The following is a 25,693-nucleotide window of genomic DNA, read 5'->3' on the forward strand; positions in this document are numbered from 1 at the left end:
CCAAACCCAAGCGCACGACTATTCGCCGCGTGGGAAACGTTGTTTTTCTTCGACATCATTCAGATCCATGTGATTTCGCATATAGCGTTCCGACGCTTTTTGCAGTGGCTGATAGTCCCAAGGGTAGTAGCCGCCCTGCCGTAACGCCTCATAAACCACCCAGCGGCGCGCCTGACTGGCCCGCACATCCGCGTCGAACTGATCCAGATCCCATCGCGCTTGCGACTTCGCGCGCAGGCTTTCCAGCGTGCCCGCATGGTCTGGATTGTCGGCCAGATTGGTCAGTTCATGCGGGTCCTTTTCAAGGTCAAACAGCTGATCCGGATCAAGGGCACAGCGGTTGTACTTCCATTTTCCATATCGCAGGGAAACGAGCGGTGCATAGGACGCTTCAGCCGCATATTCCATCGCCACGGGCACCGTCCGTTCAGCCCCTTTTGCCAATGGGCATAGGTCTTCACCATCCGTCCATGGGGCAATCTCAGCCATATCGACGCCGGACAACGCGCCCAACGTGGGCGTTACATCGATGGTTGAAACCGGCGTGTCGATCCGACCCGGTGGCAGATCAGGGGCCGAGATCATTAGCGGAACGCGGGCCGAGCCTTCAAAGAAGGTCATTTTGAACCACAATCCCCGCTCGCCCAACATGTCGCCGTGATCCGAGACAAACAGGATGATCGCCTCCTGTCGGGTGGTTTCAAGCACTTCCAGGATCTCACCAATCTTTTCGTCCAGATACGAGATATTCGCGAAATAGGCTCGGCGGGATTTGCGAATGTCGTCTTCGGAGATATCAAAGCTGCGCCAGTCATTGGCATCGAAAATCCGCTTGGAATGCGGATCCTGATTGTCATAGCCAAAGTCCGCGACATCAGGCAGCAGATGCTCGCAATCCTCATACAGGTCCCAGTACTTGCGGCGCGCAACGTAAGGGTCGTGAGGATGCGTAAAGCTGACGGTCAGGCACCACGGGCGGTCATCCTGCCCCCGGGCCAAATCGTAGATTTTGGCTTTCGCATGGTATGCGACTTCGTCATCATATTCCATCTGGTTGGAAATCTCGGCGACCCCGGCGCCGGTGACCGAACCCATATTGTGATACCACCAGTCAATCCGCTCTCCGGGCTTGCGATAGTCCGGGGTCCAGCCGAAATCGGCGGGGTAAATATCGGTTGTCAGCCGGTCTTCGAACCCGTGCAATTGATCCGGCCCGACAAAATGCATTTTGCCGGACAGACAGGTGTAGTACCCCGCACGGCGCAGATGATGCGCATAGGTCGGGATGTCGCTGCGGAACTCGGCCGCGTTGTCGTAAACCCCAGTGCGCGAGGGCAATTGCCCAGACATGAAACTTGCCCGGCCCGGCGCGCATAGGGGCGAGGCGGTATAGGCATTGGCGAAGCGGGTCGAGCGCGCTGCCAGTTTCTTCAGATTGGGCGCATGCAGCCAATCAGCTGGGCCATCGGGAAAGAGCGTTCCATTCAGCTGATCCACCATCAGGATCAGAATATTCGGCTTGGTCATTGTCGGGCCCCAATCAGAAAGTGACGGCCAAAGAACTGGGTTTCAGGACCTCGCACGATAGCCGATGATCTCATCGCACGGGAAAGACCCCCACCCCGCTCTGGCGCAGCCTGCAAACGCTAGGGCGCAGACGTTGACTCGTCAATCAACAAACATTCCGTGATATAAAATCACAACTTTGTTGCGATGGTGGGTGGTGTCAGTTCCCGTCGGTTCAGCACGGCCTCACGCCAGGAAATGAAGCTGACCGCCGCCAAGATCAATGTGCCGCCAGCAACCACCCAGATATCAATGGGCTCGTTGAAAACCAAAGCACCCAACACGGTAGCCCATATCAGTTGCAGGAATGTGACCGGCTGCGTAACCGCTACTGGTGCGGCCTGCAAAGCCAGCGTCATGAAATAGTGCCCTGCCGTGGCGAAGCTGGCCACCAGAAAAAGGACACCGATATCGCGCAGGCTGGGTGGGTTCCAGACTGCGATGGCGAACGGGATCAATACAATTGTGACCCAGATCGATAGATGTGCCACAACAACCGAAGGTGGGATATCGCGCACCAGCAACTTGGCGAGCAGATAAGACCCACCGAGGGTAAGCGCGGTGCCAAGCATGGCAACATGGCCGGGCGAGACCTCTCGGAATCCCGGTCGCAAGATGATCAGAACCCCGATAAGGGCAACCAGAATGGCTGCGATCCGGCGAAAGGCCAGCTTCTCACCCAGAAACAGCGCCGCACCCAGCGTGACATAAACCGGGGTCATGTAGTTCATCGCCGTCACCTCGGCCAACGGGATCTGCGTCATCGCGTAGAACCAAAGCATGACCGCTCCGCCATGGATCACGCCACGCAGCCCAAACAATGCAAGATCACGTTTGCTGAGATGGGTCGTTAGAATTAGTCGCAACGCAGGTAGCAGAAATACAAGACCCAGAACATAGCGCAGAAATGCTGCCTGTATCGGGTCCATCGTCGAGCCCAAAGACTTGACCAAAGCCGTCATGACAACAAAGCTCAACCCGGCGGCAAACATCCAGAACATGCCTGCGATCGGGCGCGAGGAAACAGCTTGGGAACTCATGCGCTAGGTTGAACACCGAAACGTCGGCACGGGCAACCCTTCACATGATAACAAGTTTCAAAGCAATACCCAGCATGACGATGCCAATGATCACATCCAGCACCTGCCAGGCCTTTGGTCGCGCAAAGAACGGCGACAAGATCCTGGCCCCGTAGCCAAGGGTAAAGAAGAATACGAAACTCGCCAGCATCGCACCAATTGCAAAGCTCAACCGATCATCATACTGCGCCGAGATTGAGCCGATCAGGACAACCGTGTCCAAATAAACATGCGGGTTCAACCAAGTGAACGCCATAACGGTCAGCATGGCCGTTCGCAGGCTGGTTGCCTGGCCATTCCCGGCCTTGAGAGCCGCACCACCCTTCCAAGCTGATAAGAAGCTGCGAACAGCGTACCAGATCAGGAAAGCGGCACCACCATACCGCATCACAGTTTCAAACCACGGCAAGGCCTGCGCCAATGTTCCAAATCCCGCAACCCCGGCGGCAATCAGGATCGCGTCAGACAGCCCACAGGTCAGACACAGCACAAAGACATGTTCGCGGCGCAACCCTTGTCGTAGGATAAAGGCGTTTTGGGCCCCGATCGCAAGGATCAGGCTGAAACTAAGCGCAAAACCGGCGATGAAGGTTGTGAACATGATGCCTCCTACTGCTCGAGGCGTTGACTAACGTCATCCACGTGATCTATCAAATTAATGATAGTAAACTGAGTTAAGTTTGACTAATGTTACTCGACCCTCATCACCTGTCAGCGCTGTCCGCGATTTTGCGCCATGGCAGCTTTGATGCTGCCGCGAGTGCTTTGGCTGTTACCCCTTCCGCAATCTCTCAGAGGATCAAGGCACTGGAGGATCGCGTCGGCGCGACCCTGATCAATCGCGGAAGCCCCTGTACCGGAACGCCAGCCGGTTTGCGGATCGCGCAATATGCAGAAGATATCGGTTTGCTCGAAGCGCAGCTCTCGCGTGAGCTATCGCTTGATCAAACCACTGAAACCGCCCGCGTGCGCGTGGCCATTCCGGCGGATATACTGGCGACCCTGTTTATTGACGTCATGGCCAATACGCCTGGTCTGCTGTTTGATTTGGTCATCGATGATCAGGACCATTCGGCCAAATGGCTACGCCGGGGCGAAGTCAGCGCAGCGATCACCGTGGACGGCCAGCCGGTGACGGGTTGTGATGCCACCGAGCTTGGAGCGCTAAGATATTTGCCAACGGCCAGCCCGGATTTCATGCAGCGTTGGTTTTCGAAAGGTGTAAACACATCCACCCTCAGCGCCGCCCCCTGCCTTGTTTTCAACCGCAAAGATGGCCTGCAAAAGGCATGGTTTGAGGCTCAGGCGGGTGGTCGCATTACGCCACCAACCCATTTTTTGCCATCCTCTCACGGCTTCGTTGATGCCGCGATTGCAGGCGTCGGCTGGGGGATGAACCCCGAACCGTTAGTGCGCAAGCCCATAACCGAAGGGAAGTTGCAGCCACTCATTCCAGACGCACATCTGGATGTTGCGTTGACCTGGCAAGTCGGTCGCGTCCTGTCCCCAGCTCTGGCCCCGCTAACCAAGGCGGTCAAAGCGGCTGCAGCCAAAGCCTTGATCCCGGGCGCTCGCAAACGGATAAGAGGCAAACCTTCGGAGTAACTTTATGTTTTCACGCGACGCCCTCAGCTATGATCCGATCCCCCTGCCCGACCGGTGCGAGATCAGCGACGATCAGATGCAGCAGGCCGCACTGGCCTTTCACGACAAGATGCGGCAGCGCCATACGGTGCGCGATTTCTCGGCCCGCCCGGTCGAGAAAGCGGTGATCGAAACATGCCTGCGCACGGCTGGAACGGCCCCCTCGGGCGCCAATCATCAGCCCTGGCACTTTGCGGCCATCTCAGATGCCGCACTGAAACAGCAGATCCGCGAAGAAGCCGAGGAAGAGGAACGCCGGTTCTATGCCGGTGGCGCAGGCGATGAATGGATCAAGGCACTGGAACCAATTGGCACCAACGCGGTGAAAGAGCACCTGACCATCGCCCCCTGGCTGATCGTTGTGTTCGCCCAGCGCTGGGGCGAGTTTGAGGACGGCACGCGCTACAAGAACTACTATGTCCCCGAAAGCGTGAATATCGCCACCGGGTTCCTGCTGGCGGCGCTGCATCACGCCGGTTTGTCGACGCTGACCCACACCCCCAATCCGATGAAGTTTCTTAACGGGGCCCTGAAACGGCCAGCCTCGGAAAAACCCACGATGATCATCGCGGTTGGACACCCTTCAGAGACTGCAACGGTTCCATCGGTGGCCAAGCTGAAGAAGCCTTTAGACGAAATCTCATCCTTCTTCTGACGCTTTTCCGCTGGTTTCATTGACCTTCGCCTGAGCCTTCGGCAAAGCGATCCTGTAGCATGTTAAGGCCGAGATCAAACTGCACCCCACGATAAATGCAACGGCCAAGGCGACCTCATGCATATGTGCAATCGCGGCCAGTCCAGCGGACAAGACAACCGCTGCAATTCGGGCAATGCTCTTGACCGCAGCCGAAGCCTGAACGCGTTGATCCTTTGGCGCGACATCCAGAAAATACAGTTTGCGCGCGCTGCTGATACCTGTGGAGGCAACCGTTACGATGAACAGGGCAACGGCATGCAGATGCACATCATGATCCAGCTTGAGATAGTGAAACGTCAACAACACCACTCCAGTCGCCGCGACCATCAGAGTGCCCGTAACCATCACGGCGCGATGCGACTTCATATTGACAACTTGCCAAAGCGGCGCCGCCACCAGATACCCAGAAGCTGACGAGATGATCATCGCGGTCAACCCTTTGGCCGACGCATGATGCGCCTCGGCCGCGATCAGGGCGAAGAATGGAACCGATAAGGATACAACAACCAAAGGCATGCGCATTGTCATGTAGCGCCTGAACCATGCGTGATCGAACATCTCAACAATGGCTTTTACATTTGCTTTGAATGACAATTTGACTGCAGGTTTCCCGTCGGTCGATGCGCCTGTGGTTTTACCGATCTCAGCCAGCGCCATGATGCAGATCCCCGACAGCACGAAGAACGTGAATGAAACCGCTATCACAGCAGAGTGTCGCGAAAACGGAGGATTGTCCTTTGTGATCTCATGGATCAGCAGGGCCAAACCTATCGCCGCCAGACCTCCGGCCCCAAACTGCAAATACCGCATAGAAATACGTGATTTGGATTGGACATGATCCCCAAGCAGGTCGGTATACATCAGGTTCTGCATCTCATCGACCAGACCAATCACAAAGAAGACCATAACAAAGGCCATAGCGATCAGGGGCACGACGCCTGACGCGGCAACGGCCATCGCGATCAGCAGGCAAATTCCGATCACAAATTCAGTCATTGCGATGCCACGCTTCTTTCTGGGTTGGGCCGCAATGGGTTGAGCCAGAAAGAAATCTGCGATCATGCTGCCGACCATACGGATCGAGACCAGCGCACCCGCTACAAACATCGGCAACTCGAAAGACACAGCTAGAAAGGGCAACACAACGGATGGGCTGCCTAAGGTCCACGCGACCTGAGACAGTATGCTCTGCCCAGTCAAAACCGGGACATTGCGCTTTGCCAACTCACTTGCGTCTTGTGTCATTCATTCTGCCATCAATTGCGACCGAACCAGCACCTAGGCTGGCTAACTCAGTTTAGCCTATTCTGCTACAGAGTTACGGCCAAGCACCTCTTTGGCATCAATAAAGCCCGGCCAATATGACCGGGCTCTAAAAAAAACACGCGCTAACGTTACAGCTGCGCCATGACCTCGTCAGTGGCTTCGAAGTTGGTTGTAACGCGCTGAACGTCGTCGTCGTCTTCAAGCGCATCAACCAGTTTCATCAGCTTTTGCATATCCTCCAGGCCTAGCTCGGTTGTGGTGGTGGGCTTCCAGATCAGCTTGGTCGATTCCGACTCGCCCAGCGCCCCTTCCAGAGCGTTTGAGACATCGTTCAGATCTGTATCCGCACACCAGATGATGTGACCGTCTTCCGAGCTTTCAACATCCTCGGCACCTGCTTCAATCGCGGCTTCGAAAATCGTGTCTGCATCGCCCGCATCTGCCGGATAAACGACCTCCCCTTTGCGGTCGAACATGAACCCAACCGAACCGGTCTCACCCAGATTACCGCCGTTCTTCGAGAACGTGGAACGAACGGTCGAAGCCGTCCGGTTGCGGTTGTCGGTCATGGTCTCAACGATCACGGCCACTCCGTTGGGTCCATAGCCCTCGTACCGGATTTCTTCGTATTCGTCGCCTTCACCCGCAACCGATTTCTTGATCGCGCGGTCGATCACGTCCTTGGGAACCGAGTTCGACTTGGCCTCTTTCACCGCCAGACGCAGGCGCGGGTTTTTGTCGGGATCGGGGTCGCCCATCTTGGCGGCCACGGTGATCTCTTTCGACAGTTTGGAAAACAGTTTGGACCGCGCGGCGTCCTGACGTCCCTTGCGGTGCTGGATATTGGCCCATTTGGAATGGCCTGCCATGGTGCGTCCTCGTCATTCATAATTGCGTATTCGGCGCTCATATAGACGGTTGCGGGGGGCAGGATCAAGGGATCGGCTTGCGAGACGCCCCCGTGCAGGTATGGTGGCGGCATGACGACAGAACAAATCATTCTTTTCGCGCTTTTTGCCGCTGTTTTTGCAATGCTGCTATGGGGCCGCTTTCGCTATGACCTCGTGGCCTTTGCCGCCTTGATGATCGGCGTCGTGCTCGGCGTGGTGCCAGTAGACAATGTCTTCGCAGGGTTTGGTCATCCCGCAACGATCATCGTGGCGCTGGTTCTAGTCGTCTCTGCAGGATTGGTCCGATCAGGGGCCGTGTTCCTGATCACACGTACTTTGGTCGACGCCTCACGCGGGATGGGAGCGCATATCGCGCTGATGGGCGGGATCGGCGCAGTTTTGTCGGCCTTCATGAACAATGTCGCGGCGCTGGCCTTGCTGATGCCCGTTGATATCCAGACTGCGCGCAAGGCGGGCCGGTCGGTGGGCCTGACCCTGATGCCGCTCAGCTTTGCGACCATCCTGGGTGGCATGGCTACGTTGATTGGCACGCCGCCGAACATCATCATCGCCTCAATCCGCGCCGAAACGCTGGGCGAGCCCTTCAGGATGTTCGATTTTGCCCCAGTCGGCGGCATAGCCGCGATTGCTGGCCTCGCGTTTGTGTCCCTCATTGGCTGGCGGTTAATCCCGAACCGAGGCCAGCAACAGGAAGCCTCGGATTCCTTAGCAGAATACATCGCGGAACTGACCTTGCCTCCTGACTCCCCTCATATCGGCAAGCGTGTCAGCGAACTTTATGAAGATGCCGAGAAATCCGATGTCGCCATCATTGGGCTGATCCGAGATGGCAAGCGGCGCTATGGCCGATCCTCCCACGCGACACTGAAAGAAGGCGACGCGCTGGTGCTGGAGGCCCGCCCCGAAGCGCTGGACGAATTTCGCGCAGCCTTGAAACTCAATTTCTCGGACACCCGGAGGCAAGAGGTGCTGACCGCCGAGGGCGAAGGGCTTGAAGTGATCGAGGTCGTCGCCACCGAAAGCGCGCGCATTGCAGGTCGCACCGCTCAGGGATTGGGGCTAGCATGGCGACAGAGCACCGTTTTGATGGGTATTTCCCGTCAGGGTCGCCAGATTACCGAACAGGTCCGCAAGACCGAGGTGGAAGCAGGTGATATCCTTCTGCTGCTCTGCCCCCGCGACAGAGGTGCGGATGTGACCGAATGGCTGGGCTGTTTGCCACTGGCACAGCGCGGGTTGAACGTAACCGCAAATGAAAAAGCCTGGCTCGCCATTGGCCTGTTTGCGGCGGCCGTTCTGGCGGCTAGCGTCGGCCTGATCTATCTGCCTATTGCGTTGGGGCTTGTGGTCATTGCCTATGTGTTGACCAAGATCATGCCGATCAGCGACATCTACAATCACATCGAATGGCCCGTCGTCGTACTGTTAGGGTCAATGATCCCTTTAGGCAGTGCGTTGGAGACCTCCGGCGGGACTGAACTCATCGCGAACGCCTTGATACAACTGACCAATGGCTTGCCCGCCTGGGCTATTCTGACAGTGCTGATGGTCGTGACCATGACCCTGTCGGATGTGCTGAACAACACTGCCACGGCCATTGTCGCCGCCCCTGTTGGTATCCAGATGGCCCGTACTTTGGAAGTTTCACCCGATCCATTCCTGATGACGGTTGCGGTGGCGGCGTCGGCTGCATTCCTCACCCCCATCGGACACAAAAACAATACACTGGTTCTGGGTCCCGGTGGCTACAGGTTCGGCGACTACTGGCGCATGGGATTGCCGCTAGAGATCCTAATCATCGCGGTCTCGATCCCCTCGATCCTTGTCTTCTGGCCGCTGTGACAGGTAAAGGCCGCCTATGAAACGCTTTCTGATCCTGCAACTCCGCCCCGAGACAGATGCCTCGGACGCCGAATATGCCTCGATATTGGACAAGACCGGCCTCACGCCAGAGCAGACCCACCGCATTCGGCTGGATTGCGAAGACCTGCCCGCGGGGCTGGATGTCACCGACTATGCGGGCGTCATCGTCGGTGGTGGCCCGGGTTGCGTCAGTGACGATCCCAACACGAAATCCGCGCTTGACGCAAAGATCGAAGGTGCGGTCATGGGGCTTATGCCGCAGATTACGGCGCAGGATCATCCCTTCATGGGTTGCTGCTATGGCTTGGGTGTTCTGGTGGCTCATCTGGGCGGGGATGTCAGCAAAGCCCGGTTCGGCGAGCCGGTGGGCCCATCATCCTGCCGACTAACCGACGACGGCGCAACAGACGCTTTGACAGCCGGGCTGACCCGGGAATTCGACGCCTTTGCCGGCCACAAGGAAGCCGTGCAAGCCTTGCCTGACGGCTGCGTACATCTTGTCGCGTCTGACCCCTGCCCGTTTCAGATGATCCGCTGGGGCCAGAACGTCTATGCCACGCAATTTCACCCGGAGGCGGACGCAAAGGACTTTGAGCAGCGCATCAATATCTACAAGCACCACGGCTATTTCCCACCTGAAGACGCGCAAATCCTGATCGATATCTGCAACGCCGCAGATGTCACCCAGCCCGGTGAAATCCTGCGCCGGTTTGTCCAGCGCTACAAGTGACCTAACGGCGGTATTGCCTGCGGCTTTCAAGCTCGCGTAGGCTGATCCCAAACACCCTGGGGAGGAGTTGTTCTTGGATTTGCTTATTAATGTCGGCCTGCCGATCTCGCTGGCCATTATCATGCTGTCGCTGGGTATTGGGCTTGAGATTGCAGATTTCCGACGTGTGCTAAGCCGCAAAATCCCCTTTGCCATCGGTGCGGTGTGTCAGGTGGTGCTGCTGCCCATCGCCGCGTTTGCAACTGTTACCTTGTTTGGCTTTCCCCCTGAGATCGCGGTTGGTTTTATGTTGCTCAGCTTCTGCCCCGGCGGTGTAACCAGCAACATCCTGACCAAACTTGCCAAGGGCGATGTGGCTTTATCGGTCAGCCTGACCGCGGTAATCAGCATTCTGTCGATCCTGACAGTTCCGGTTCTGGCGGCGTGGTCTATCACGCATTTTATGGGAGAAAACGCGCCCGAGGTTTCGATCACCGGTTTGGCCATTGCCATGTTCCTGATCACAACCCTTCCAGTCGCGATCGGCGTCAGTATTCGTAAGTTTGCCACAGGGTTTGCAAACCGCGTTGAAGGTGGCTTGTCCGCGCTTGCCTCCATTCTTTTCGTTCTGATCGTCGTGGCAGCACTGGCTGGAAACTGGCAAACTTTTGTCGATAACCTTGGCATTATGGGCACGGGCTTGATTTCCTTGAATATCGCGCTTTTGTTGATCGGGCTGGGGATCGCGCGTGCCGCAAACCTGTCATGGGCCGAGTGTAAAAGCATCTCGATTGATACGGGCATCCAGAACTCGACGCTGGGTATCACGCTGGCGGCCCTGATCACCAGTACCGACAGCGGGTTCAGCCCGTTGGCCCTGCCATCTGCCGTCTACGGGATCACGATGTATGCGGTCGTGCTGCCATTTCTCATTTGGTTCCGCAAACGCTGAAAGGACCGCTCATGACCAATACCACCGCAGATGCTATTGTCGTTGGTAGCGGTTTGGCTGGGTTGGCTGCAGCAGCCGAACTGGGCGACCGAGGCAAGAAAGTGATCATGGTTGATCAGGAACCCGAAAGCTTTCTGGGTGGCCAGGCGTTCTGGAGCCTGGGTGGCCTGTTCATGGTCGACACGCCGGAACAACGCCGGATGGGGATCAAGGACAGTCATGAATTGGCCCTACGTGACTGGATGGGCAGCGCTCAGTTCGACCGTGACGAAGATACCTGGCCGCGCAAATGGGCCGAAGCCTATGTAGAGTTTGCGGCTGGAGAAATGCGGCCATGGCTGCATGAGATGGGTCTGCGCTGGTTCCCAGTGGTGGGCTGGGCCGAACGCGGCGGGTCTTTCGCCAATGGGCATGGCAACTCGGTCCCACGGTTTCATATCACCTGGGGCACAGGGCCCGGCGTTCTGGAACATTTCATTCGCCGCGTCAAAGATCATGTCAGCGCCGGTTTGATCGAGTTGAAGTTCCGCCATCAGGTCAGCCACATTATCATGCAAAACGGTACCGCCAAAGGCGTGTCGGGTGAGGTTCTGGCCGACGACACCGCCCAGCGCGGCGGCAAGACCAACCGGGAAGAGGTTGGAGAGTTCGAGTTCTACGCACCGTCGGTGATCGTCACCTCTGGCGGGATCGGTGGCAATTTCGAAATGGTCCGGAAGAACTGGCCGCAAGATCGTCTGGGTAAGCCACCCAAAGACATGGTCGCTGGCGTTCCGTTTCACGTCGACGGCCGCATGATCGCGATCAGCGAAAAGGCAGGGGGGCATGTGATCAACGGCGATCGCATGTGGCACTATACCGAAGGCGTCAAAAACTGGGATCCGATCTGGCCCGCCCATGGCATTCGTATTCTACCCGGACCAAGCTCGATGTGGTTCGACGCGACTGGCAACCGGATGGAACCTCCTTGCCTGCCGGGCTTTGACACGTTGGGGACCCTGCGCGAGATCCTAAAAACCGGATACGATTACAGCTGGTTTGTACTGACGCAGAAGGTGATCAAAAAAGAATTCGCTTTGTCCGGATCAGAACAAAACCCCGATTTCACCTCGGGCAGTTGGAAAGAGGTCATCCGGCAGCGCATTTTATCGGGCTCGAAAGCCACCGCACCGGTCGAGGCCTTCAAGGAAAAGGGTGAGGATTTTGTCGTTGCCAATACCTTGACCGAACTGGTCAGTGGCATGAACCAGTTGGGCGGCGGTCTGATTGACGAGGCACATCTGCGGGCACAGATTGAGGCGCGGGATTCTCAGGTCGACAATCCGTTCTCGAAAGATGCGCAGATGATGGCGATCCTGGCAGCGCGCAACTATCGCGGGGACAAACTGATCCGCACCGCCAAGCCGCACAAGTTCCTTGATCCATCCAATGGCCCGCTGATTGCGGTCAAACTGCATGTGCTGACCCGCAAGACCCTGGGCGGGCTGCAGACCAATCTGGACAGCCAGATGATCGGTGCTGACGGGCAAATGGTGCCCGGCCTGTTCGCCGCCGGAGAGGTCGCGGGCTTTGGCGGCGGAGGCTATCATGGCTACAACGCGCTTGAGGGCACGTTCCTTGGTGGCTGTATCTTCTCGGGCCGCAATGCAGGTCGGTCACGTGCGGTGGCTTAACTAAGCTTACTGTTTGCGTACCAGTTTGATGACCGGCTCACCCGCCCCATCCAACAGCGCCAATGCGTCCCCTTGCCGCACAAAACTCGTGATGGTTTGCAGCGCTTTGAGAAACTCACGTTCGACCTCATCCAACGGGGGTGGGCACGCCATTAGGGTTGCGGCCATATTGTCCGGAAAGTCGATTTGGTTGCTGGATATCTCGGCCTGACCAGTGAACCGATTGCACCCACCAGTCCCGGAGAAGGCGCCGTTTTGCGCAAAGATCAGCTCTGGCGTTCGCTCAGTTTCTATCGGAGCGCCGTTCAGCGTTGCGGCAATCCATTCTGTGTTGTCCAGTGATGGTTCACTCTGCACCTGAACCAAGATCAGATCGACCGCATCATCGGCACCGTTTGTCAGAACCGGGTAACTGGTATCTGTAGTGAACAACAGCCTTTGACCCTGCGAAATCGACGCACGAACGCTATAGCGGTGTCCGTCCCGGAGCAGTGCGTCGTCATAGGTCAGCTCAAATTGTGCAGGAACACCGCTCAGGGCATAGCGCTGCGCGGCTAAGGTCACAGCAGGTGCGTCCGCCAGAGAGACATCCTGAAGTTCGACAAACAAAGTGGCATCTGGCGGCACAGCGATCCGTTCACGATAGGTGGCTGACCCTTCGACGGTTCCGGCGATACCCACCTGGCCCATTCCCGTCAGCAAAGCCGTTGCAGCGCAAATTGCGGTTGCTCTCGCAGACATGATCCAATTCCTTCTGCACAATCACATACACAAAGCTCTGTATGTTCGCGTGATATTACAAGGGCCACTGCGGGCGGACGGCAAGCTTGCGCCGATTTTACAGAGGCCAGATCAATGGGATCAGCAGCGATGCCAGCAGCCCAACCGTAAGGTTGAGCGGTATGCCCACCTTCATGAAATCAGTAAACCTGTACCCGCCGGGACCATAGACCATCATGTTGGTCTGATATCCAATGGGCGTCGCAAAAGACGCCGAAGCCGCAACCATGACAGCGACAACCAAGGGGCGTGGATCCATCCCGACAGCTTGCGCCAACCCGATGGCGATAGGTGTAACCACAACTGCAACCGCATTGTTCGATACCAGTTCAGTTAAGACCGAGGTCAGTAGATATACCGCCCATATGATCAAGAAAGGTGGCAATAGCCCAAGCGAAGGCGCGATCGCTTCGACAATCAGCGACACTGCACCCGAAGCATCGAGAGCGGCCCCGATGGCAAGCATTGCAAAAATGAGGGCTAGCAGACGGCCCTCAACAAAGGAAAACGCCTCATCCGCATCGATGCAACGCGTGACCAGGACGACTGCGACCGCCAAAATCGACAGTAATAGGATTGGCGCGACACCCAGCGCAGCCAGCGCGACGATGCCAACCAGTGCACCAATAGCAATCGGTGCATGGCTGCGACGAAAGGCACGGGCCGAAGGTTGGGTGACGTCGACCATATCCATATCGGCGGCCAGTTTCTGAATGTCGGCAGGTGAGCCTTCCAACAACAAAGTATCGCCCACGCGAACGACCAGATCATCCAACTGTCGGCCGATATTCTGGTTCCGACGATGAACCGCCAGAACATAAACACCATAGCGCCGTCGCAGCCTGAGCGCCCCAAGTGTGCGTCCAACCATACGACAGCCCGGAGTGATCAGTACCTCGACCGTTTTGGTCTCAATCGCCGACACCTGATCAACCCGCTTTAGCTCTTTGTTGCGTTGCAGGCTCAAAAGTTCGGTCATCTCGGTGCGCAGAACCACCCGATCACCCACATCGAGCGTCACGCCTTGCAGATTGCGACGCAGCGAGTCATCGCCGCGCACAACGTCGATCAGTCGTACGCCGGGGCGTTTGAACAACTGCACGCCGGTTACTTCGCGCCCGATCAAGTTGCTGTCGGGTGGGATGACGGCCTCGGTAAAGAACTTCATCTTGGAGCGATCGCTAAGCAGCGATGCCATACTGTCGCGCTCCGGCAGCAGGCGGGGCGCAACAAAGCGCAGGTAGATCATGCCATAGATAACGAGCGCAATGCCCAGCGGGGTAACCTCGAAAATCGTGAAGGGTTGCATACCTTGCGCGCGGGCAACACCATCCACCAGCAGGTTGGTCGAGGTTCCGATCAGGGTCAGCGTTCCACCCAGAATGGCCGCATAACTGAGCGGGATCAGCAGTTTTGAGGCTGGCACATTCAGCGTGCGCGCGATCTGAACAAAGACCGGGATCATCACAACAACAACGGGCGTGTTGGAAACAACCGCCGAGGCCAGAACCACAAATGCCATAAGCAGGGCGATGGCAATCTTCGGGTTCACTTGCGCCTGTTTTTGCGCGGTCGAGGTAAAGGCATCCAGCGCCCCGGTACGCACCAGTGCCCCCATGATGATGAACATCGCCGCAATGGTCCAAGGGGCGGGATTTGACAGGACGGCCAGCGCGCTTTGATAGGGCAGTATTCCCGTCACAAGCATCAAAGCAACACCACCGATGGCGACCACCTCGGTCGGGTAAACTTCTCGCAGGAACATGACGAACATGCCCGCAACAATCAAAAGCGCCAGAATTGCGCTGCCGGTGTCTGTCAGTGAAAGGAAGTGCATTCGTGGTATTCTGTCCGAACCCTGGCCCAAGCGCCTGACGGGTAGTTTCCCGCATTGCGCGAGGCAGGGCAAGCCTTTACGGACCCGCCTGCTCTAGCCGCCCACCGACGCGTACCATGCGCACGGTTTTTGTACTGCCGTCCTGATCGTTGGTCTCGACGAATACACCGCTCAACGTTGCCTCGCCATTCGCGGGGGTGAATCGCGCTTTTGGCATACCGGTAATGAACCGGCGCAGCGGCTCGACCTTGTCCATACCAATGACCGAGTTATAGTCGCCGCACATCCCCGCATCCGTCAGATAGGCCGTGCCACCGGGCAGGATCTGCGAGTCTGCCGTGGGCACATGCGTATGTGTCCCCACCACAAGACTGGCACGCTTGTCGCAATAATGGCCCATCGCCATTTTCTCGGATGTCGCCTCGCAATGCATATCGACGATGATCGCATTCGCCTGCCCACCGCGCGGGTGGGATTTCAGGATCGGTTCAATGGCCGAGAACGGGTCGTCAAAGGGCCGTTTCATGAAGACCTGCCCCAGCACCTGAACCACCAGCACCTTTCGGCCTCCAGGCGCGTTGAACAAGCGATGCCCGCGCCCCGGTGCGCCTTTGGCAAAGTTCACCGGGCGCACGATGCGCGGCTCTTTCTCGATGAACTGCAGCATATCTTTCTGGTCGAAGGCATGATCGCCCAACGTCACACAATCTGCACCTGCATCCAGCAACAGCTTGGAGTGATCGCCGGTCAGGCCCATCCCGTTCGAGGCGTTCTCGCCATTGACCACAACGAAATCCAGCCGCCACTCATCGCGCAGACGCGGCAGATGCTGCTGGATGGCCGTGCGTCCCGCGCGGCCCATGACGTCACCCAGAAAAAGTATCCTCATGCGCACCGTCCTAAGTGTGGTCAATGCCAAGCACAAGCGGTTAAACTAAGGCCATAAAGCGTAAAACTGCATTGGATCGGAGACATTCATGACCCGCCACCTGATTTTCGCCACCCTTCTTGCCCCCCTCGCCGCCTGCGATCAGCCTTCGGAGCCCACGACCGGGCTGGCCAACCCGGCAGCGACCTTCTGCAGCGAAAAAGGTGGGCAGTATCAGATCGTCGATGGCGAGGATGGCCAAACCGGGACATGTACCATGCCAGATGGCTCAAGGCAGGATGCATGGGAGTACTTCCGAGCCGAGAATATGGGTTAAGTATTGAAACTAAGCACCCGGCTCTCGGTAATGACCATGTCCAGCGGCTGATCTGTAGGCTCCAGAGGCAACCCCTCGGCCTCTTGCGCGTCAAAGGCAAAGCCGATGGCCAGCGTCGGGCGCTTGGCGCGCAACCCTTCCAGCGTGCGGTCATAGAAGCCGCCACCATATCCCAGCCGTCCGCCCAGTGCATCGAAAGCCACCAGCGGAACGATCAGGATCTCGGGGTCGAAATAGTCGTCAACCTCAGGCACCTTTGCGCCAAAAGGCCCATCTTTCAGCCCCCCTTCAGGCGTCCAGCGCGAGAATTTCAATGCCTGACCGGCGGCTTGGATCACCGGAACGCCAACCGCGCCATAGGCCGAAGCCTCAGCCATCGCGGGCAGCGGGTCGATTTCGGTGCGGATCGGCATGTAGCCTGACAAGGGCACGCCCCGATAGCCTGCCAAAACCTCGGACAGACGTCCTGCGGCTCCGGGCAGGCGCGCATCAAACGCGGCTTTGCGACGGGCGAAGGCCGCTTTGCGCGCTGCAGCCTTGATTTCAGTCAGATCGGTCACAAAAGCACCACGCTGGCCAGTCCCAAGAAGATAAAGAACCCCATGACATCCGTTGTGGTCGTCACAAATGTCCCCGAAGCCAGAGCGGGGTCAACGCCCAGTCGGTCCAGCACCACAGGTACTACCGTACCCGCGAAACCCGCGATGATCATGTTCACGACCAAGGCTGATCCAATCACAACGCCCAGCAGCGGAGAATCAAACCAGAGCATTCCTACCGTCCCCAACACGATGGCAAAACACAGCCCGTTCAGCATGCCGACCAACAGCTCTCGCCGGATCACACGCATGACATTGGCGGCAGTCAGGTCGCGCGTGGCCAGCGCCCGCACCGCAACCGTCAGCGATTGTGTCCCGGCGTTACCCCCCATCGAGGCCACAATCGGCATCAGGATCGCCAGCGCCACCAACTGATCGATCGCCGCCTCGAATTGTGAAATCACCAGCGAGGCGCAGATGGCCGTACACAGGTTCACCGCGAGCCAGGGCAAACGCCGACGACTTGTTGCGGCAACGCTGTCCGACAGCGAGCTTTCGTCGCTGACACCGGCGAGACGCAGAATGTCTTCCTCGTGCTCCTCGTCAAGAACCACCATCGCGTCGTCAATGGTGATGACGCCGACCAGTCGGCCATCAGCATCGACCACCGGGGCCGAGATCAGGTGATACTGGTTGAACGCATAGGCCACGTCCTCTTCGTCCTGATCAACGGGAATGACATGAAATTCCTCTTCCGTCAGATCATGCAGGAGAACTTCGCGCCGGGTTGCCATCAGCTTGCCCAAGGTAACTTGTGCCACGGGTTTCAGGCGCGGATCGACCAGAACGACGTGATAGAACTGTTCAGGCAAGTCGTCATTGGCGCGCATGAAATCGATGGCCTGGCCCACTGTCCAGTGTTCGGGCGCCATGACCACCTCGCGCTGCATAAGGCGACCGGCCGAGTTTTCCGGATAGGCAAGCGCCTGCTCTGCCGCGACGCGCTCGGAATCCTCCAGCGCGTCCAAAATGGTTTCCTGCTGCGGCTCTTCAAGGTCTTCCAGCAGGTCAACGACATCGTCACTTTCCATGTCCCGAACGGCTTCGGCCAAAACATCGGGATTCAGGACACTGATGACTTCTTCTCGGACCGATTCATCCAGTTCTGAGAGAATGTCGCCGTCAAATTCCTTGTCATACAGACGGATCAGCCGGGCACGGTCATAAGGGTTGATCTGTTCCAAAAGGTCGGCGATGTCGGCTGCGTGCAGCGGCTCCATCAGCTCGATCAGCTTGGCCCGATCATCCACGTCCACGGCATAGAGAATGGTCGCGACAGTCCGGCGATCCAGCGCATAGGCATCCTCGTCAGAGGTCGAGTCACTTACGGGTTCATCAAAGCCTGTCGTCATATCTGCCCCCGTTTAGTCGGTCATTGATCCCTAATTAGAAGAAGCAGCTACCGGAAAACAATGACAATACGCCGATTTACCCGCATCTTTCGCCCGCATATGCTGATCCGTGGCCTCAAACAGCTAGGGAACAGGGCGAATGGTGCAAAAGACGCTTTTGAAAGGGCGCATACTGAGTTTCGACGGATCGCCCTTTGACGGGGTACCTACCGACGCGACCCGTCTGGACGAGGCGCTGGTGATCGAAGACGGGCGCGTGCAAGCTGTCGGTTCACTGGACACGCTGGCCGATGCTCATCCGGGTGCCGAAACTCGGGACTATGGCAACCACCTGATCATGGCCGGTTTTGTGGACCCTCACGTCCATTACCCGCAAACCGCCATGATCGCGAGCTGGGGCAAACGGCTGATCGACTGGCTGAACACCTATACCTTCCCCGAAGAGATGAAGTTCGGCGATACCAACTATGCGACCGAGATCGCGAACCGCTATCTCGACCTGACAACGGCGCATGGCACCACCACCATGTGCAGCTTCTGCACGATCCATCCCGAAAGCGTCGATGCGTTCTTCTCGGTCGCGCAACAACGCGGGCAACGGGTTGTAGCTGGCAAAACCTGCATGGATCGCAACGCGCCTGAGGGTTTGCAGGACAATGCGCAAACAGCGTATGACCAGTCCGCGGCGCTGCTGGAGAAATGGCACCACGAGGATCGTCTGTCTTACGCGATCACACCTCGGTTTTCGCCCACATCCACGCCTGAACAGCTTGAGGCTTTGGGGGCGCTTTGGGCAGAACATCCACATTGCCTGATGCAAACCCATCTGAGCGAGCAGACGGATGAGATCGAATGGGTTAGGTCGCTGTTCCCGAATGCGCGGGACTATCTGGACACCTATGAGAAATTCGGTCTTCTAGGTCGAAATGGTCTTTACGGTCACGTTATCCATCTGGAAGACCGTGAACGCGACAGGTTGCGTGAAGTTGATGCAGCGCTGGTGCATTGCCCGACTTCGAACACCTTCATCGGCTCGGGCCTGTTTGACATGAATGGGTTGATCCATGACGGCCACCGGGTCGGGTTGGCGACCGATACCGGCGGCGGGTCCAGCTTTTCGATGCTGCGCACGATGGCCGCCGCTTATGAGATCGGCCAACTGCGCGGGCGCCCTCTGCATCCGGCGCAATTGCTGTGGCTGGGTACAGTCGGATCAGCCCGGACACTGCGGATGGACGACTGCATCGGCAACGTCGCCCCGGGGATGGAGGCCGATCTGGTTGTCATCGACCTTGCCTCGACCCCAGCCATCGCCCAGCGCGAGGCCCATGCGGATGATCTGTGGGAAGCAGTCTTCCCGACCATCATGATGGGCGACGACCGCGCCATTGCCGACGTCTGGATCAACGGGCAGCGCGCGGGTTAATCCCGCAACGCCCGCGCCAATGCGTTCTGCCGCTCAATGGCCAACGGCAAGTCAATCGTTGCAATATGACCGTCCCTTACGATCTGACGCCCCTCGACGAACAGGTGTTTGACCTGCATAGGCCCGGCCAACAGCAAAGCAGCGGGGTCCCAACTGCCCGCGCTTTCGATGCAGCACGTCTCCCACACGGCGATATCGGCCCGCTTGCCCGGTATCAGCCGGCCGCAATCGGGCCGTCCAAGTACATCCGCGCCGCCTCGGGTTGCAATCTCCAGCGCTTCGCGAGCTGACATGGCGTCGGCCCCGTTTGCGACACGTTGCAAGAGCATCGCCTGCCGCGCCTCAAGCATCAGATTGCCGTTGTCATTGCTGGCCGACCCATCCGCGCCGAGCCCAACATTCACGCCCTGATCGCGCATGGTTCGCACCGGTGCGATACCCGATCCGAGACGGCAGTTCGAACAAGGGCAATGGGCTACCCCGGTTCCGGATTTCGAGAACAGATCGATCTCGGCCCCGTCCAGCTTGACGCAATGCGCGTGCCAGACATCGGGGCCGGTCCAGCCTAGATCCTCGGCATATTGGCCCGGACGGCAGCCAAATTGCGCCTGGGAATAAGCGATATCTTCGTCATTCTCGGCCAAATGGGTGTGCAGCATGACGCCCTTATCGCGCGCCAGCAGAGCGGCATCGCGCATCAGGTCCCGGCTGACTGAAAAGGGCGAACAGGGCGCGAGGCCAACCCGGCACATCGATCCCTCGCTCGGATCATGGAACGCATCCACAACGCGGATCATGTCGTTCAGGATATCATTTTCAGCCTCAACCAGACTGTCCGGCGGCAGGCCCCCGTCACTTTCGCCAATGCTCATCGCGCCGCGGGTGGGATGAAAGCGTAGGCCCAGGTCCGAGGCGGCGGAAATCGTATCCTCCAGCCGTGCGCCATTGGGATAGAGGTACAGGTGATCGGAACTGAGGGTGCAGCCGGATAGTGCCAGCTCGGCCAGCCCGATCTGGGCTGAGGTAAACATCTGCTCCGGCCCGAACCGCGCCCAGATGGGATAGAGCGTTTGCAGCCAGCCAAACAGCAACGCGTCCTGCCCGCCCGGAACCGCGCGGGTCAGGGTCTGGTAAAGGTGATGATGCGTGTTCACCAGACCCGGCGTGACCACGCAGCCCCTGGCATCATGCACCTCGCCCGTTGTCGTCAGCCCGTGACCAAGTTGCGAGATCTGGCCGTTGCGGATCAGGATATCTGCATCGTTTAGCTCGCGACGGTCATCATCCATGGTCAGGATGGTATCTGCGTTTTTGATAAGAAATTCAGTCATAGCGGCACTCCTGCAATTGCCTGTCTCATGCAAGGAATGCGAGGCCGGTGGAAAACAGGCGTAAGAACCGGCTGATACCGGTTTAGCGTCAGGGCGTTACTGGGGCAATGGTTTAGTAGGTGCGCAGGATGTCTAGCGCGGCCGCATGAATCTCGGCATTGGCAGCTGCAAGGGCACGTCCACCATTATGCGCGGGTCCGCCTTGCCAATCGGTTACGATGCCACCAGCAGCCTCGATCACTGCAATCGGAGCCTGAATGTCATAGGCGTTCAGCCCCGCCTCGATCACCAGATCCGCCTGTCCCGCAGCCAGCAGCGCGTAGGCATAGCAATCCATGCCATAGCGCGTCAGTTGTACCTGTTTTGACACAGCCTCGAACCCTGCGCGATCTTCAGAGGTGCCGACTTCGGGGAAGGTTGTGAACAGGGTGGCTTGTCCAAGCGTCTTTACCCCACGCGTCGCCAACTGTGATGTGCCCAAGGGCCCGGTCAGCTGCGCAATCTCGGACGACCCTCTGAACCGTTCACCGATATAGGGTTGATCAATCACCCCCAGTTCTGGGCCGGCTGAGGTGCTGAGCGCGATCAAAACGCCCCACGTCGGTGTGCCACTGACAAATCCGCGCGTTCCGTCGATTGGGTCCAGAACCCAAACGCGACCGCTTTGGCCTTCGGACTGGCCATACTCTTCACCTAAGATGCCGTCATCGGGGCGAAGACGTTGCAACACCTCGCGCATTGCTTTTTCAGCCGCGCGATCTGCGATAGTGACGGGATCAAACCCGCCTTCCAGCTTGTTAGCGGTTTCAAGATCGTGTTTGCGAAAATGCGGAAGAATGGCCGCGCGCGCCGCGTCGGCCATTTCTTCAGCAACATCCATATCGGTCAGATGGGTCTGGTGCATGGGCCACTGGTGCGGCCATCGCCTGTCAAAGTCAAGCGCGCGCGATCAGATCACGCAACGTCACTCAGAACCCGTGCCAATTCGAACAGACGGCGGCGCTGATTTTCCGGGATTGCGTAGTAAGAACGCACCAGATCCAACGCTTCCTTGTCCCCCATCAGGTCCGCAGGCACAGACTTCTTTTCATCCGCGCTTTTCTGAACCTCTTCCAGCCCTTCAAAGAAAAAGCTGACGGGAACTTCCAATGCCTCAGCAATGTCCCAAAGGCGAGAAGCACTGATTCGGTTGGCACCGGTTTCGTATTTTTGGATCTGTTGAAACTTGATACCAACTTGCTGCGCCAATTGCTGTTGGGTCATCCCAATCAGCCAGCGGCGATGCCGAACGCGCTTGCCCACATGGACATCGACGTGATGAGTCATTGGTATTCTCCTTTAGTACACAAACATCTGATCGGGATTGCGCGACGTCCGGTATCGCAACATTAGAGAATGGAATTTAACCATTCCCTAATACGGATCGTGCCTCCCCCGATTACAGCACTAGCTGCCTTTATTACTTTTTTTTGATCATTTTTCAAGATGGTTGAGTCATGCAGCCAGAACGATGGTTTATGGTTGTGTCCCTGATTGGCCAAAGCCGCGAACACCGTGTTGCTTTTTGGGTCAAGCACGGCCGCCCAATATCATTGACAAGTCCCGCGCAAAACGCACCTATGCCCGGTGCAGGGGGATGATCAGATTATGCAGGCATTTCACATTCAATCCGCAGGTGAGCAGGCCAAGCTTTGCCAGATCACCACACCTAATCCCTCCTTGGGTCAGGTGCGCGTTGCGATCAAAGCCTGCGGGCTGAATTTTGCCGACCTTCTGATGCAAAAAGGGACATATCAGGACACGCCCGCCGCTCCGTTCACATTGGGGATGGAGGTTGCGGGTGTCATAGATGCGGTGGGTGCCGATGTAAGCGGCATCAGCATTGGTGATCGCGTGGCCGTCTATTCAGGACAGGGTGGGCTGGCGGAATTTGGGGTTTTTGACGCCGCACGGGTGATATCACTGCCCGACACGATCAGCTTCGAAGAGGCGGCGGCGATCCAGATCGCATATGGAACCAGCCACCTGGCACTGGATCACCGTGCCAGGTTGCAGCCGGGTGAAACACTGCTGGTTACCGGCGCGGCGGGCGGGGTTGGCCTGACAGCGGTCGAGATTGGTAAGTTGATGGGGGCAACCGTGATCGCGCAGGCACGCGGGGCGGACAAGCTGGCCGTTGCCAAAGCTGCGGGCGCAGATCACTTGATCGACACCTCAGAAGACCTAAGAGACGCGGTCAAAGCGTTGGGTGGCGCAGATGTCGTCTATGACGCAATCGGTGGCGACGTGTTCAAAGCGGCCTTTCGGGCCACGAACCCCGAAGGGCGTCTGCTGCCCATCGGGTTTGCCGGTGGCGAGATTCCGCAAATTCCTGCCAATCACCTACTGGTCAAAAACCTGACGGTGATTGGCTTCTATATTGGCGGTTATCTGACCTTCCGACCCGAAATCGTAAGGGACAGTTTCAACACGTTGTTTCGCTGGCACAGTGAAGGCAAGATCAAGCCGCATATCAGCCACATCTTACCCTTGTCCGAAGTCGCACAGGGAATGCAGCTGCTGAAAGAACGCAAGTCCACCGGCAAGGTCGTTATCACAATCTAAACGACCTATCCCGCGACCGCACGCAGCTGGCTGCCCCCGAGCATGCGGAAATTCTGCCTGACCAGATGCGCCAAGGCATCGACAATCGGATCCCGCCCTTCATTGCCGCCATAGAGGTTGATCATATGGGCAGGCAATTCCGGAAGCGCACCACCTGATTCAATCTGTTCCAGATGCGCGGCCTCGGTTCCGTCCAGCATGGCATGAACGGCCAGATCGGCACTGACGGTGGCTTCGATGGTTCGGTCATTCTCGGTTTCCACCGACAATTCCCAAGGGATGCCAGCCGTGTCCAATGCCGCGATCACCTGCGGGCGGAACAGGCACCGGCGCCCCAAAGCCAAGGGCAATGGACGCTTCCGCCAGGCAGACCCGCCCTGCGCACCGATCCAGCGCAGCGGTAGTTCAGCGATGGTTTCGGACCCATCAACAGGGGTCGGCTCGGTGGTCAGGATCACATCGCATTCGCCCCGCTTGAGCATGTCTTTTAACTGTAACGAATAGGATGACACCAGTTGCACCCGTACCCGTGGAAAGTCGGTGTTGAACCGTTGCAGAACGCGCGGGATGGCCGGGTAGACAATGTCATGTGGTACGCCCAGCACCACTTCGCCCTCGAACGCCTGATCAGTCAGTTTCGAGATCACCTCGTCATTCAGCGCGATCATTCGACGCGCATAGGTCAATAACTGCTCACCCGAGGCGGTGAGCGCGATCGTGCGCCCACTGCGATCCAGCAGTTCAAGGCCCAGCAACTCCTCTAGACGCTTAAGCTGCATCGAAACGGCAGACTGTGTCAGATGCAGAAAACCAGCCGCGCGGGTGACCCCACCCTGATCGGCAACCGCCATGAACGAGCGTAAGGTGGTAATGTCCAGATTCCGCATCTTCACGATCCCTTATGTGACTCATCAAAAATATTCGTTTTTAAAATATGACATGGTTTGCCATATACATCAAGGAAGTTGATTGGTTTTCGGGAAACCATCAGAGAATGCAGAAAGGACAATGATTATGACCCAAATTGCACTCAAACAGACCCGTCAAAACGCAACGCGCCCTATGATGTCGTTGATCCAACACATGTTAGCAGTGAGGCGCCAGCGCCGCCGATTGATGCAGCTGGACAATACGTCTTTGGAAGACATGGGAATTACCCGAGAAGAGGCGATGGAAGAAGCGCGCCGCTACCTTTGGGATGCCCCAAACTACTGGAAAAGATGACTCGTATGCTCATGTTTTTAAGGCGATAGGTGACGCTGGGTTGCCTATCGCCTTTTTTGTTACGTGTTTTAGTCGGTTTTCCGCCGGAAACTCTTGAAATACAGCCCCTAGTTGCCGATATTTAACGAGAAACCGCCCCGCTTTGCCGGGGCGTAATAACACGAGCTAAATGGAGACCCTTTGATGGCACAATTCGACACGGTCCGGACGGTATCCGGCGCGCGCGCCGCCGAGATTGATCAGGGCCTGCGCGCCCATATGAACAAAGTCTACGGCACAATGTCCGTCGGCATGCTGATCACAGCATTGGCAGCCTGGGCGATTGCCGGGCTTGCGGTCACCAGCGACCCGTCAAATGCAGTGGCGCAGATCGGCGCTGACCGTTATCTGACCAGCCTGGGCGGAACCCTGTTTCTTTCGCCGCTGAAGTGGGTTGTCATGTTTGCACCGCTGGCCTTTATCCTGTTCGGCTGGGGCGCTCTGATGCGTCGCGGTTCCGCCGCGACTGTTCAGCTTGGCTTCTTTGTCTTCGCGGCCGTGATGGGCGTGTCGATGAGTTCGATCTTTATGATCTTTACGCCTTACTCGATCACACAGACCTTCCTGGTCACCGCAATCGCGTTTGGTGGTCTTAGCCTCTATGGCTACACCACCAAGCGGAACCTCAGCGGCATGGGCACCTTTCTTATGATGGGTGTGATCGGCCTGCTGGTGGCGATGGTGATCAACCTGTTCCTGCAATCGGGCGTGATGATGCTGGCCATCTCGGCCATCGGTATCCTGATCTTTGCGGGTCTGACCGCCTACTACACGCAGGACATCAAGAACACATATGTCGCACATGCCGCACATGGCGATCAGGAATGGCTGGACAAAGCCGCCTTTGACGGCGCGCTGAGCCTGTACATCTCGTTCCTGAACATGTTCCAGTTCCTGCTGATGTTCATGGGGCAACAGGAATAAAGCTTCACAGCA

At 57.5% G+C, this 25,693-nt stretch carries 25 protein-coding genes; 11 read left to right on the forward strand and 14 right to left on the reverse strand.

What is annotated here, in order from left to right; genetic code table 11:
* Positions 1–18 precede the first annotated feature (18 nt).
* The 3 genes from betC to ACR0JE_RS05800 form a co-directional block, all read right to left on the reverse strand.
* The gene (betC, locus tag ACR0JE_RS05790) at positions 19–1,527 is read right to left on the reverse strand and encodes a choline-sulfatase (RefSeq protein WP_480540450.1); all 1,509 of its coding nucleotides are present in this window, start codon (positions 1,525–1,527) and stop codon (positions 19–21) included.
* 170 nt (positions 1,528–1,697) lie between these two features.
* Positions 1,698–2,606, reverse strand: a complete 909-nt coding sequence (locus tag ACR0JE_RS05795) for a DMT family transporter (protein WP_480540448.1) — start codon at positions 2,604–2,606, stop codon at positions 1,698–1,700.
* A 40-nt stretch (positions 2,607–2,646) separates the two neighbouring features.
* On the reverse strand, positions 2,647–3,246 hold the full coding sequence (locus tag ACR0JE_RS05800; protein ID WP_480863470.1) for a LysE/ArgO family amino acid transporter: 600 nt from the start codon (positions 3,244–3,246) through the stop codon (positions 2,647–2,649).
* An 86-nt stretch (positions 3,247–3,332) separates the two neighbouring features.
* Here ACR0JE_RS05800 and ACR0JE_RS05805 point away from each other — a divergent pair, with 86 nt between their 5' ends.
* Both ACR0JE_RS05805 and ACR0JE_RS05810 read left to right on the forward strand, forming a co-directional pair.
* On the forward strand, positions 3,333–4,250 hold the full coding sequence (locus ACR0JE_RS05805) for a LysR family transcriptional regulator ArgP (protein ID WP_480547452.1): 918 nt from the start codon (positions 3,333–3,335) through the stop codon (positions 4,248–4,250).
* Positions 4,251–4,254: 4 nt separating this feature from the next.
* On the forward strand, positions 4,255–4,944 hold the full coding sequence (locus ACR0JE_RS05810; protein ID WP_480547451.1) for a nitroreductase family protein: 690 nt from the start codon (positions 4,255–4,257) through the stop codon (positions 4,942–4,944).
* Here the strand turns inward: ACR0JE_RS05810 and ACR0JE_RS05815 are convergent.
* Both ACR0JE_RS05815 and ACR0JE_RS05820 read right to left on the reverse strand, forming a co-directional pair.
* A complete protein-coding gene (locus tag ACR0JE_RS05815; protein ID WP_480863471.1) occupies positions 4,930–6,231 on the reverse strand; it encodes an MFS transporter in 1,302 nt (433 codons plus the stop codon). The genes ACR0JE_RS05810 and ACR0JE_RS05815 overlap by 15 nt on opposite strands.
* A 149-nt stretch (positions 6,232–6,380) precedes the next feature.
* Complete coding sequence (locus tag ACR0JE_RS05820) at positions 6,381–7,121, reverse strand: YebC/PmpR family DNA-binding transcriptional regulator (protein WP_353011456.1); 741 nt, start codon at positions 7,119–7,121, stop codon at positions 6,381–6,383.
* Positions 7,122–7,232: 111 nt separating this feature from the next.
* Between ACR0JE_RS05820 and ACR0JE_RS05825 the strand changes: the two genes are divergently transcribed.
* The 4 genes from ACR0JE_RS05825 (at position 7,233) to ACR0JE_RS05840 (ending at position 12,360) form a co-directional block, all read left to right on the forward strand.
* Positions 7,233–9,005 carry an SLC13 family permease gene (locus ACR0JE_RS05825; protein ID WP_480863472.1) on the forward strand — a complete coding sequence of 591 codons (1,773 nt, stop codon included), beginning with the start codon at positions 7,233–7,235 and terminating at the stop codon, positions 9,003–9,005.
* Positions 9,006–9,021: 16 nt separating this feature from the next.
* A complete protein-coding gene (locus ACR0JE_RS05830) occupies positions 9,022–9,756 on the forward strand; it encodes a glutamine amidotransferase (RefSeq protein WP_480863473.1) in 735 nt (244 codons plus the stop codon).
* A 73-nt stretch (positions 9,757–9,829) separates the two neighbouring features.
* On the forward strand, positions 9,830–10,687 hold the full coding sequence (locus ACR0JE_RS05835; RefSeq protein WP_480540434.1) for a bile acid:sodium symporter family protein: 858 nt from the start codon (positions 9,830–9,832) through the stop codon (positions 10,685–10,687).
* Between the two features lie 11 nt (positions 10,688–10,698).
* Positions 10,699–12,360, forward strand: coding sequence for an FAD-binding dehydrogenase (locus ACR0JE_RS05840; RefSeq protein WP_480863474.1), 1,662 nt, complete (start codon positions 10,699–10,701; stop codon positions 12,358–12,360).
* A gap of 6 nt (positions 12,361–12,366) precedes the next feature.
* On the opposite strand, the gene ACR0JE_RS05845 is transcribed toward ACR0JE_RS05840, so the two are convergent.
* From ACR0JE_RS05845 to ACR0JE_RS05855, 3 genes are all read right to left on the reverse strand, one after another.
* On the reverse strand, positions 12,367–13,101 hold the full coding sequence (locus ACR0JE_RS05845; protein ID WP_480863475.1) for a YbaY family lipoprotein: 735 nt from the start codon (positions 13,099–13,101) through the stop codon (positions 12,367–12,369).
* A gap of 97 nt (positions 13,102–13,198) precedes the next feature.
* Positions 13,199–14,977 carry an SLC13 family permease gene (locus ACR0JE_RS05850; RefSeq protein ID WP_480863476.1) on the reverse strand — a complete coding sequence of 593 codons (1,779 nt, stop codon included), beginning with the start codon at positions 14,975–14,977 and terminating at the stop codon, positions 13,199–13,201.
* A gap of 76 nt (positions 14,978–15,053) precedes the next feature.
* Positions 15,054–15,866, reverse strand: coding sequence for a TIGR00282 family metallophosphoesterase (locus tag ACR0JE_RS05855; protein WP_480863477.1), 813 nt, complete (start codon positions 15,864–15,866; stop codon positions 15,054–15,056).
* Between the two features lie 88 nt (positions 15,867–15,954).
* Here ACR0JE_RS05855 and ACR0JE_RS05860 point away from each other — a divergent pair, with 88 nt between their 5' ends.
* On the forward strand, positions 15,955–16,182 hold the full coding sequence (locus tag ACR0JE_RS05860; RefSeq protein WP_480547436.1) for a putative hemolysin: 228 nt from the start codon (positions 15,955–15,957) through the stop codon (positions 16,180–16,182).
* On the opposite strand, the gene ACR0JE_RS05865 is transcribed toward ACR0JE_RS05860, so the two are convergent.
* Positions 16,179–16,742 (reverse strand): 5-formyltetrahydrofolate cyclo-ligase, encoded by a 564-nt coding sequence (locus tag ACR0JE_RS05865; protein WP_480547434.1) that lies wholly within the window; start codon positions 16,740–16,742, stop codon positions 16,179–16,181. The genes ACR0JE_RS05860 and ACR0JE_RS05865 overlap by 4 nt on opposite strands.
* A complete protein-coding gene (mgtE, locus tag ACR0JE_RS05870; RefSeq protein ID WP_480863478.1) occupies positions 16,739–18,133 on the reverse strand; it encodes a magnesium transporter in 1,395 nt (464 codons plus the stop codon). The genes ACR0JE_RS05865 and mgtE overlap by 4 nt, the downstream gene beginning before the upstream one ends.
* Before the next feature lie 139 nt (positions 18,134–18,272).
* On the opposite strand from mgtE, the gene guaD reads away from it, so the two are divergent.
* On the forward strand, positions 18,273–19,559 hold the full coding sequence (gene guaD / locus ACR0JE_RS05875; protein WP_480863479.1) for a guanine deaminase: 1,287 nt from the start codon (positions 18,273–18,275) through the stop codon (positions 19,557–19,559).
* Here the strand turns inward: guaD and ACR0JE_RS05880 are convergent.
* From ACR0JE_RS05880 to ACR0JE_RS05890, 3 genes are all read right to left on the reverse strand, one after another.
* Positions 19,556–20,890, reverse strand: a complete 1,335-nt coding sequence (locus ACR0JE_RS05880) for an 8-oxoguanine deaminase (protein WP_480863480.1) — start codon at positions 20,888–20,890, stop codon at positions 19,556–19,558. The genes guaD and ACR0JE_RS05880 overlap by 4 nt on opposite strands.
* A gap of 112 nt (positions 20,891–21,002) precedes the next feature.
* On the reverse strand, positions 21,003–21,794 hold the full coding sequence (gene hisN / locus ACR0JE_RS05885) for a histidinol-phosphatase (protein WP_480863481.1): 792 nt from the start codon (positions 21,792–21,794) through the stop codon (positions 21,003–21,005).
* 50 nt (positions 21,795–21,844) lie between these two features.
* Positions 21,845–22,216, reverse strand: a complete 372-nt coding sequence (locus ACR0JE_RS05890; protein ID WP_480501238.1) for a helix-turn-helix domain-containing protein — start codon at positions 22,214–22,216, stop codon at positions 21,845–21,847.
* 321 nt (positions 22,217–22,537) lie between these two features.
* Between ACR0JE_RS05890 and ACR0JE_RS05895 the strand changes: the two genes are divergently transcribed.
* Entirely contained in the window at positions 22,538–23,494 is a 957-nt protein-coding gene (locus tag ACR0JE_RS05895) for an NADPH:quinone oxidoreductase family protein (protein WP_480540412.1), read from the forward strand.
* Positions 23,495–23,499: 5 nt separating this feature from the next.
* Here the strand turns inward: ACR0JE_RS05895 and ACR0JE_RS05900 are convergent, their stop codons facing one another.
* Positions 23,500–24,381, reverse strand: a complete 882-nt coding sequence (locus ACR0JE_RS05900) for a LysR family transcriptional regulator (protein WP_480863482.1) — start codon at positions 24,379–24,381, stop codon at positions 23,500–23,502.
* A 127-nt stretch (positions 24,382–24,508) separates the two neighbouring features.
* Here ACR0JE_RS05900 and ACR0JE_RS05905 point away from each other — a divergent pair, with 127 nt between their 5' ends.
* Both ACR0JE_RS05905 and ACR0JE_RS05910 read left to right on the forward strand, forming a co-directional pair.
* Positions 24,509–24,718, forward strand: coding sequence for a YjiS-like domain-containing protein (locus ACR0JE_RS05905; protein ID WP_480540410.1), 210 nt, complete (start codon positions 24,509–24,511; stop codon positions 24,716–24,718).
* A gap of 183 nt (positions 24,719–24,901) precedes the next feature.
* On the forward strand, positions 24,902–25,681 hold the full coding sequence (locus tag ACR0JE_RS05910) for a Bax inhibitor-1/YccA family protein (protein WP_170531842.1): 780 nt from the start codon (positions 24,902–24,904) through the stop codon (positions 25,679–25,681).
* Positions 25,682–25,693 lie beyond the last annotated feature (12 nt).

Source organism: Ruegeria sp. H3 (assembly GCF_056533095.1).

Excerpts from the sequence above, each read along its gene's own strand:
- ACR0JE_RS05890 (WP_480501238.1), bottom strand. The coding sequence starts at position 22,216 with ATGACTCATCACGTCGATGTCCATGTGGGCAAGCGCGTTCGGCATCGC.
- ACR0JE_RS05805 (WP_480547452.1), top strand. The coding sequence starts at position 3,333 with ATGTTACTCGACCCTCATCACCTGTCAGCGCTGTCCGCGATTTTGCGC.
- ACR0JE_RS05815 (WP_480863471.1), bottom strand. The coding sequence starts at position 6,231 with ATGACACAAGACGCAAGTGAGTTGGCAAAGCGCAATGTCCCGGTTTTG.
- ACR0JE_RS05825 (WP_480863472.1), top strand. The coding sequence starts at position 7,233 with ATGACGACAGAACAAATCATTCTTTTCGCGCTTTTTGCCGCTGTTTTT.
- ACR0JE_RS05830 (WP_480863473.1), top strand. The coding sequence starts at position 9,022 with ATGAAACGCTTTCTGATCCTGCAACTCCGCCCCGAGACAGATGCCTCG.
- ACR0JE_RS05910 (WP_170531842.1), top strand. The coding sequence starts at position 24,902 with ATGGCACAATTCGACACGGTCCGGACGGTATCCGGCGCGCGCGCCGCC.
- mgtE (WP_480863478.1), bottom strand. The coding sequence starts at position 18,133 with ATGACGACAGGCTTTGATGAACCCGTAAGTGACTCGACCTCTGACGAG.
- ACR0JE_RS05845 (WP_480863475.1), bottom strand. The coding sequence starts at position 13,101 with ATGTCTGCGAGAGCAACCGCAATTTGCGCTGCAACGGCTTTGCTGACG.
- ACR0JE_RS05820 (WP_353011456.1), bottom strand. The coding sequence starts at position 7,121 with ATGGCAGGCCATTCCAAATGGGCCAATATCCAGCACCGCAAGGGACGT.
- hisN (WP_480863481.1), bottom strand. The coding sequence starts at position 21,794 with ATGCACCAGACCCATCTGACCGATATGGATGTTGCTGAAGAAATGGCC.
- ACR0JE_RS05850 (WP_480863476.1), bottom strand. The coding sequence starts at position 14,977 with ATGCACTTCCTTTCACTGACAGACACCGGCAGCGCAATTCTGGCGCTT.
- ACR0JE_RS05860 (WP_480547436.1), top strand. The coding sequence starts at position 15,955 with ATGACCCGCCACCTGATTTTCGCCACCCTTCTTGCCCCCCTCGCCGCC.
- betC (WP_480540450.1), bottom strand. The coding sequence starts at position 1,527 with ATGACCAAGCCGAATATTCTGATCCTGATGGTGGATCAGCTGAATGGA.
- ACR0JE_RS05855 (WP_480863477.1), bottom strand. The coding sequence starts at position 15,866 with ATGAGGATACTTTTTCTGGGTGACGTCATGGGCCGCGCGGGACGCACG.
- ACR0JE_RS05795 (WP_480540448.1), bottom strand. The coding sequence starts at position 2,606 with ATGAGTTCCCAAGCTGTTTCCTCGCGCCCGATCGCAGGCATGTTCTGG.
- ACR0JE_RS05905 (WP_480540410.1), top strand. The coding sequence starts at position 24,509 with ATGACCCAAATTGCACTCAAACAGACCCGTCAAAACGCAACGCGCCCT.
- ACR0JE_RS05895 (WP_480540412.1), top strand. The coding sequence starts at position 22,538 with ATGCAGGCATTTCACATTCAATCCGCAGGTGAGCAGGCCAAGCTTTGC.
- ACR0JE_RS05840 (WP_480863474.1), top strand. The coding sequence starts at position 10,699 with ATGACCAATACCACCGCAGATGCTATTGTCGTTGGTAGCGGTTTGGCT.
- ACR0JE_RS05900 (WP_480863482.1), bottom strand. The coding sequence starts at position 24,381 with ATGCGGAATCTGGACATTACCACCTTACGCTCGTTCATGGCGGTTGCC.
- ACR0JE_RS05800 (WP_480863470.1), bottom strand. The coding sequence starts at position 3,246 with ATGTTCACAACCTTCATCGCCGGTTTTGCGCTTAGTTTCAGCCTGATC.
- ACR0JE_RS05880 (WP_480863480.1), bottom strand. The coding sequence starts at position 20,890 with ATGACTGAATTTCTTATCAAAAACGCAGATACCATCCTGACCATGGAT.
- guaD (WP_480863479.1), top strand. The coding sequence starts at position 18,273 with ATGGTGCAAAAGACGCTTTTGAAAGGGCGCATACTGAGTTTCGACGGA.
- ACR0JE_RS05810 (WP_480547451.1), top strand. The coding sequence starts at position 4,255 with ATGTTTTCACGCGACGCCCTCAGCTATGATCCGATCCCCCTGCCCGAC.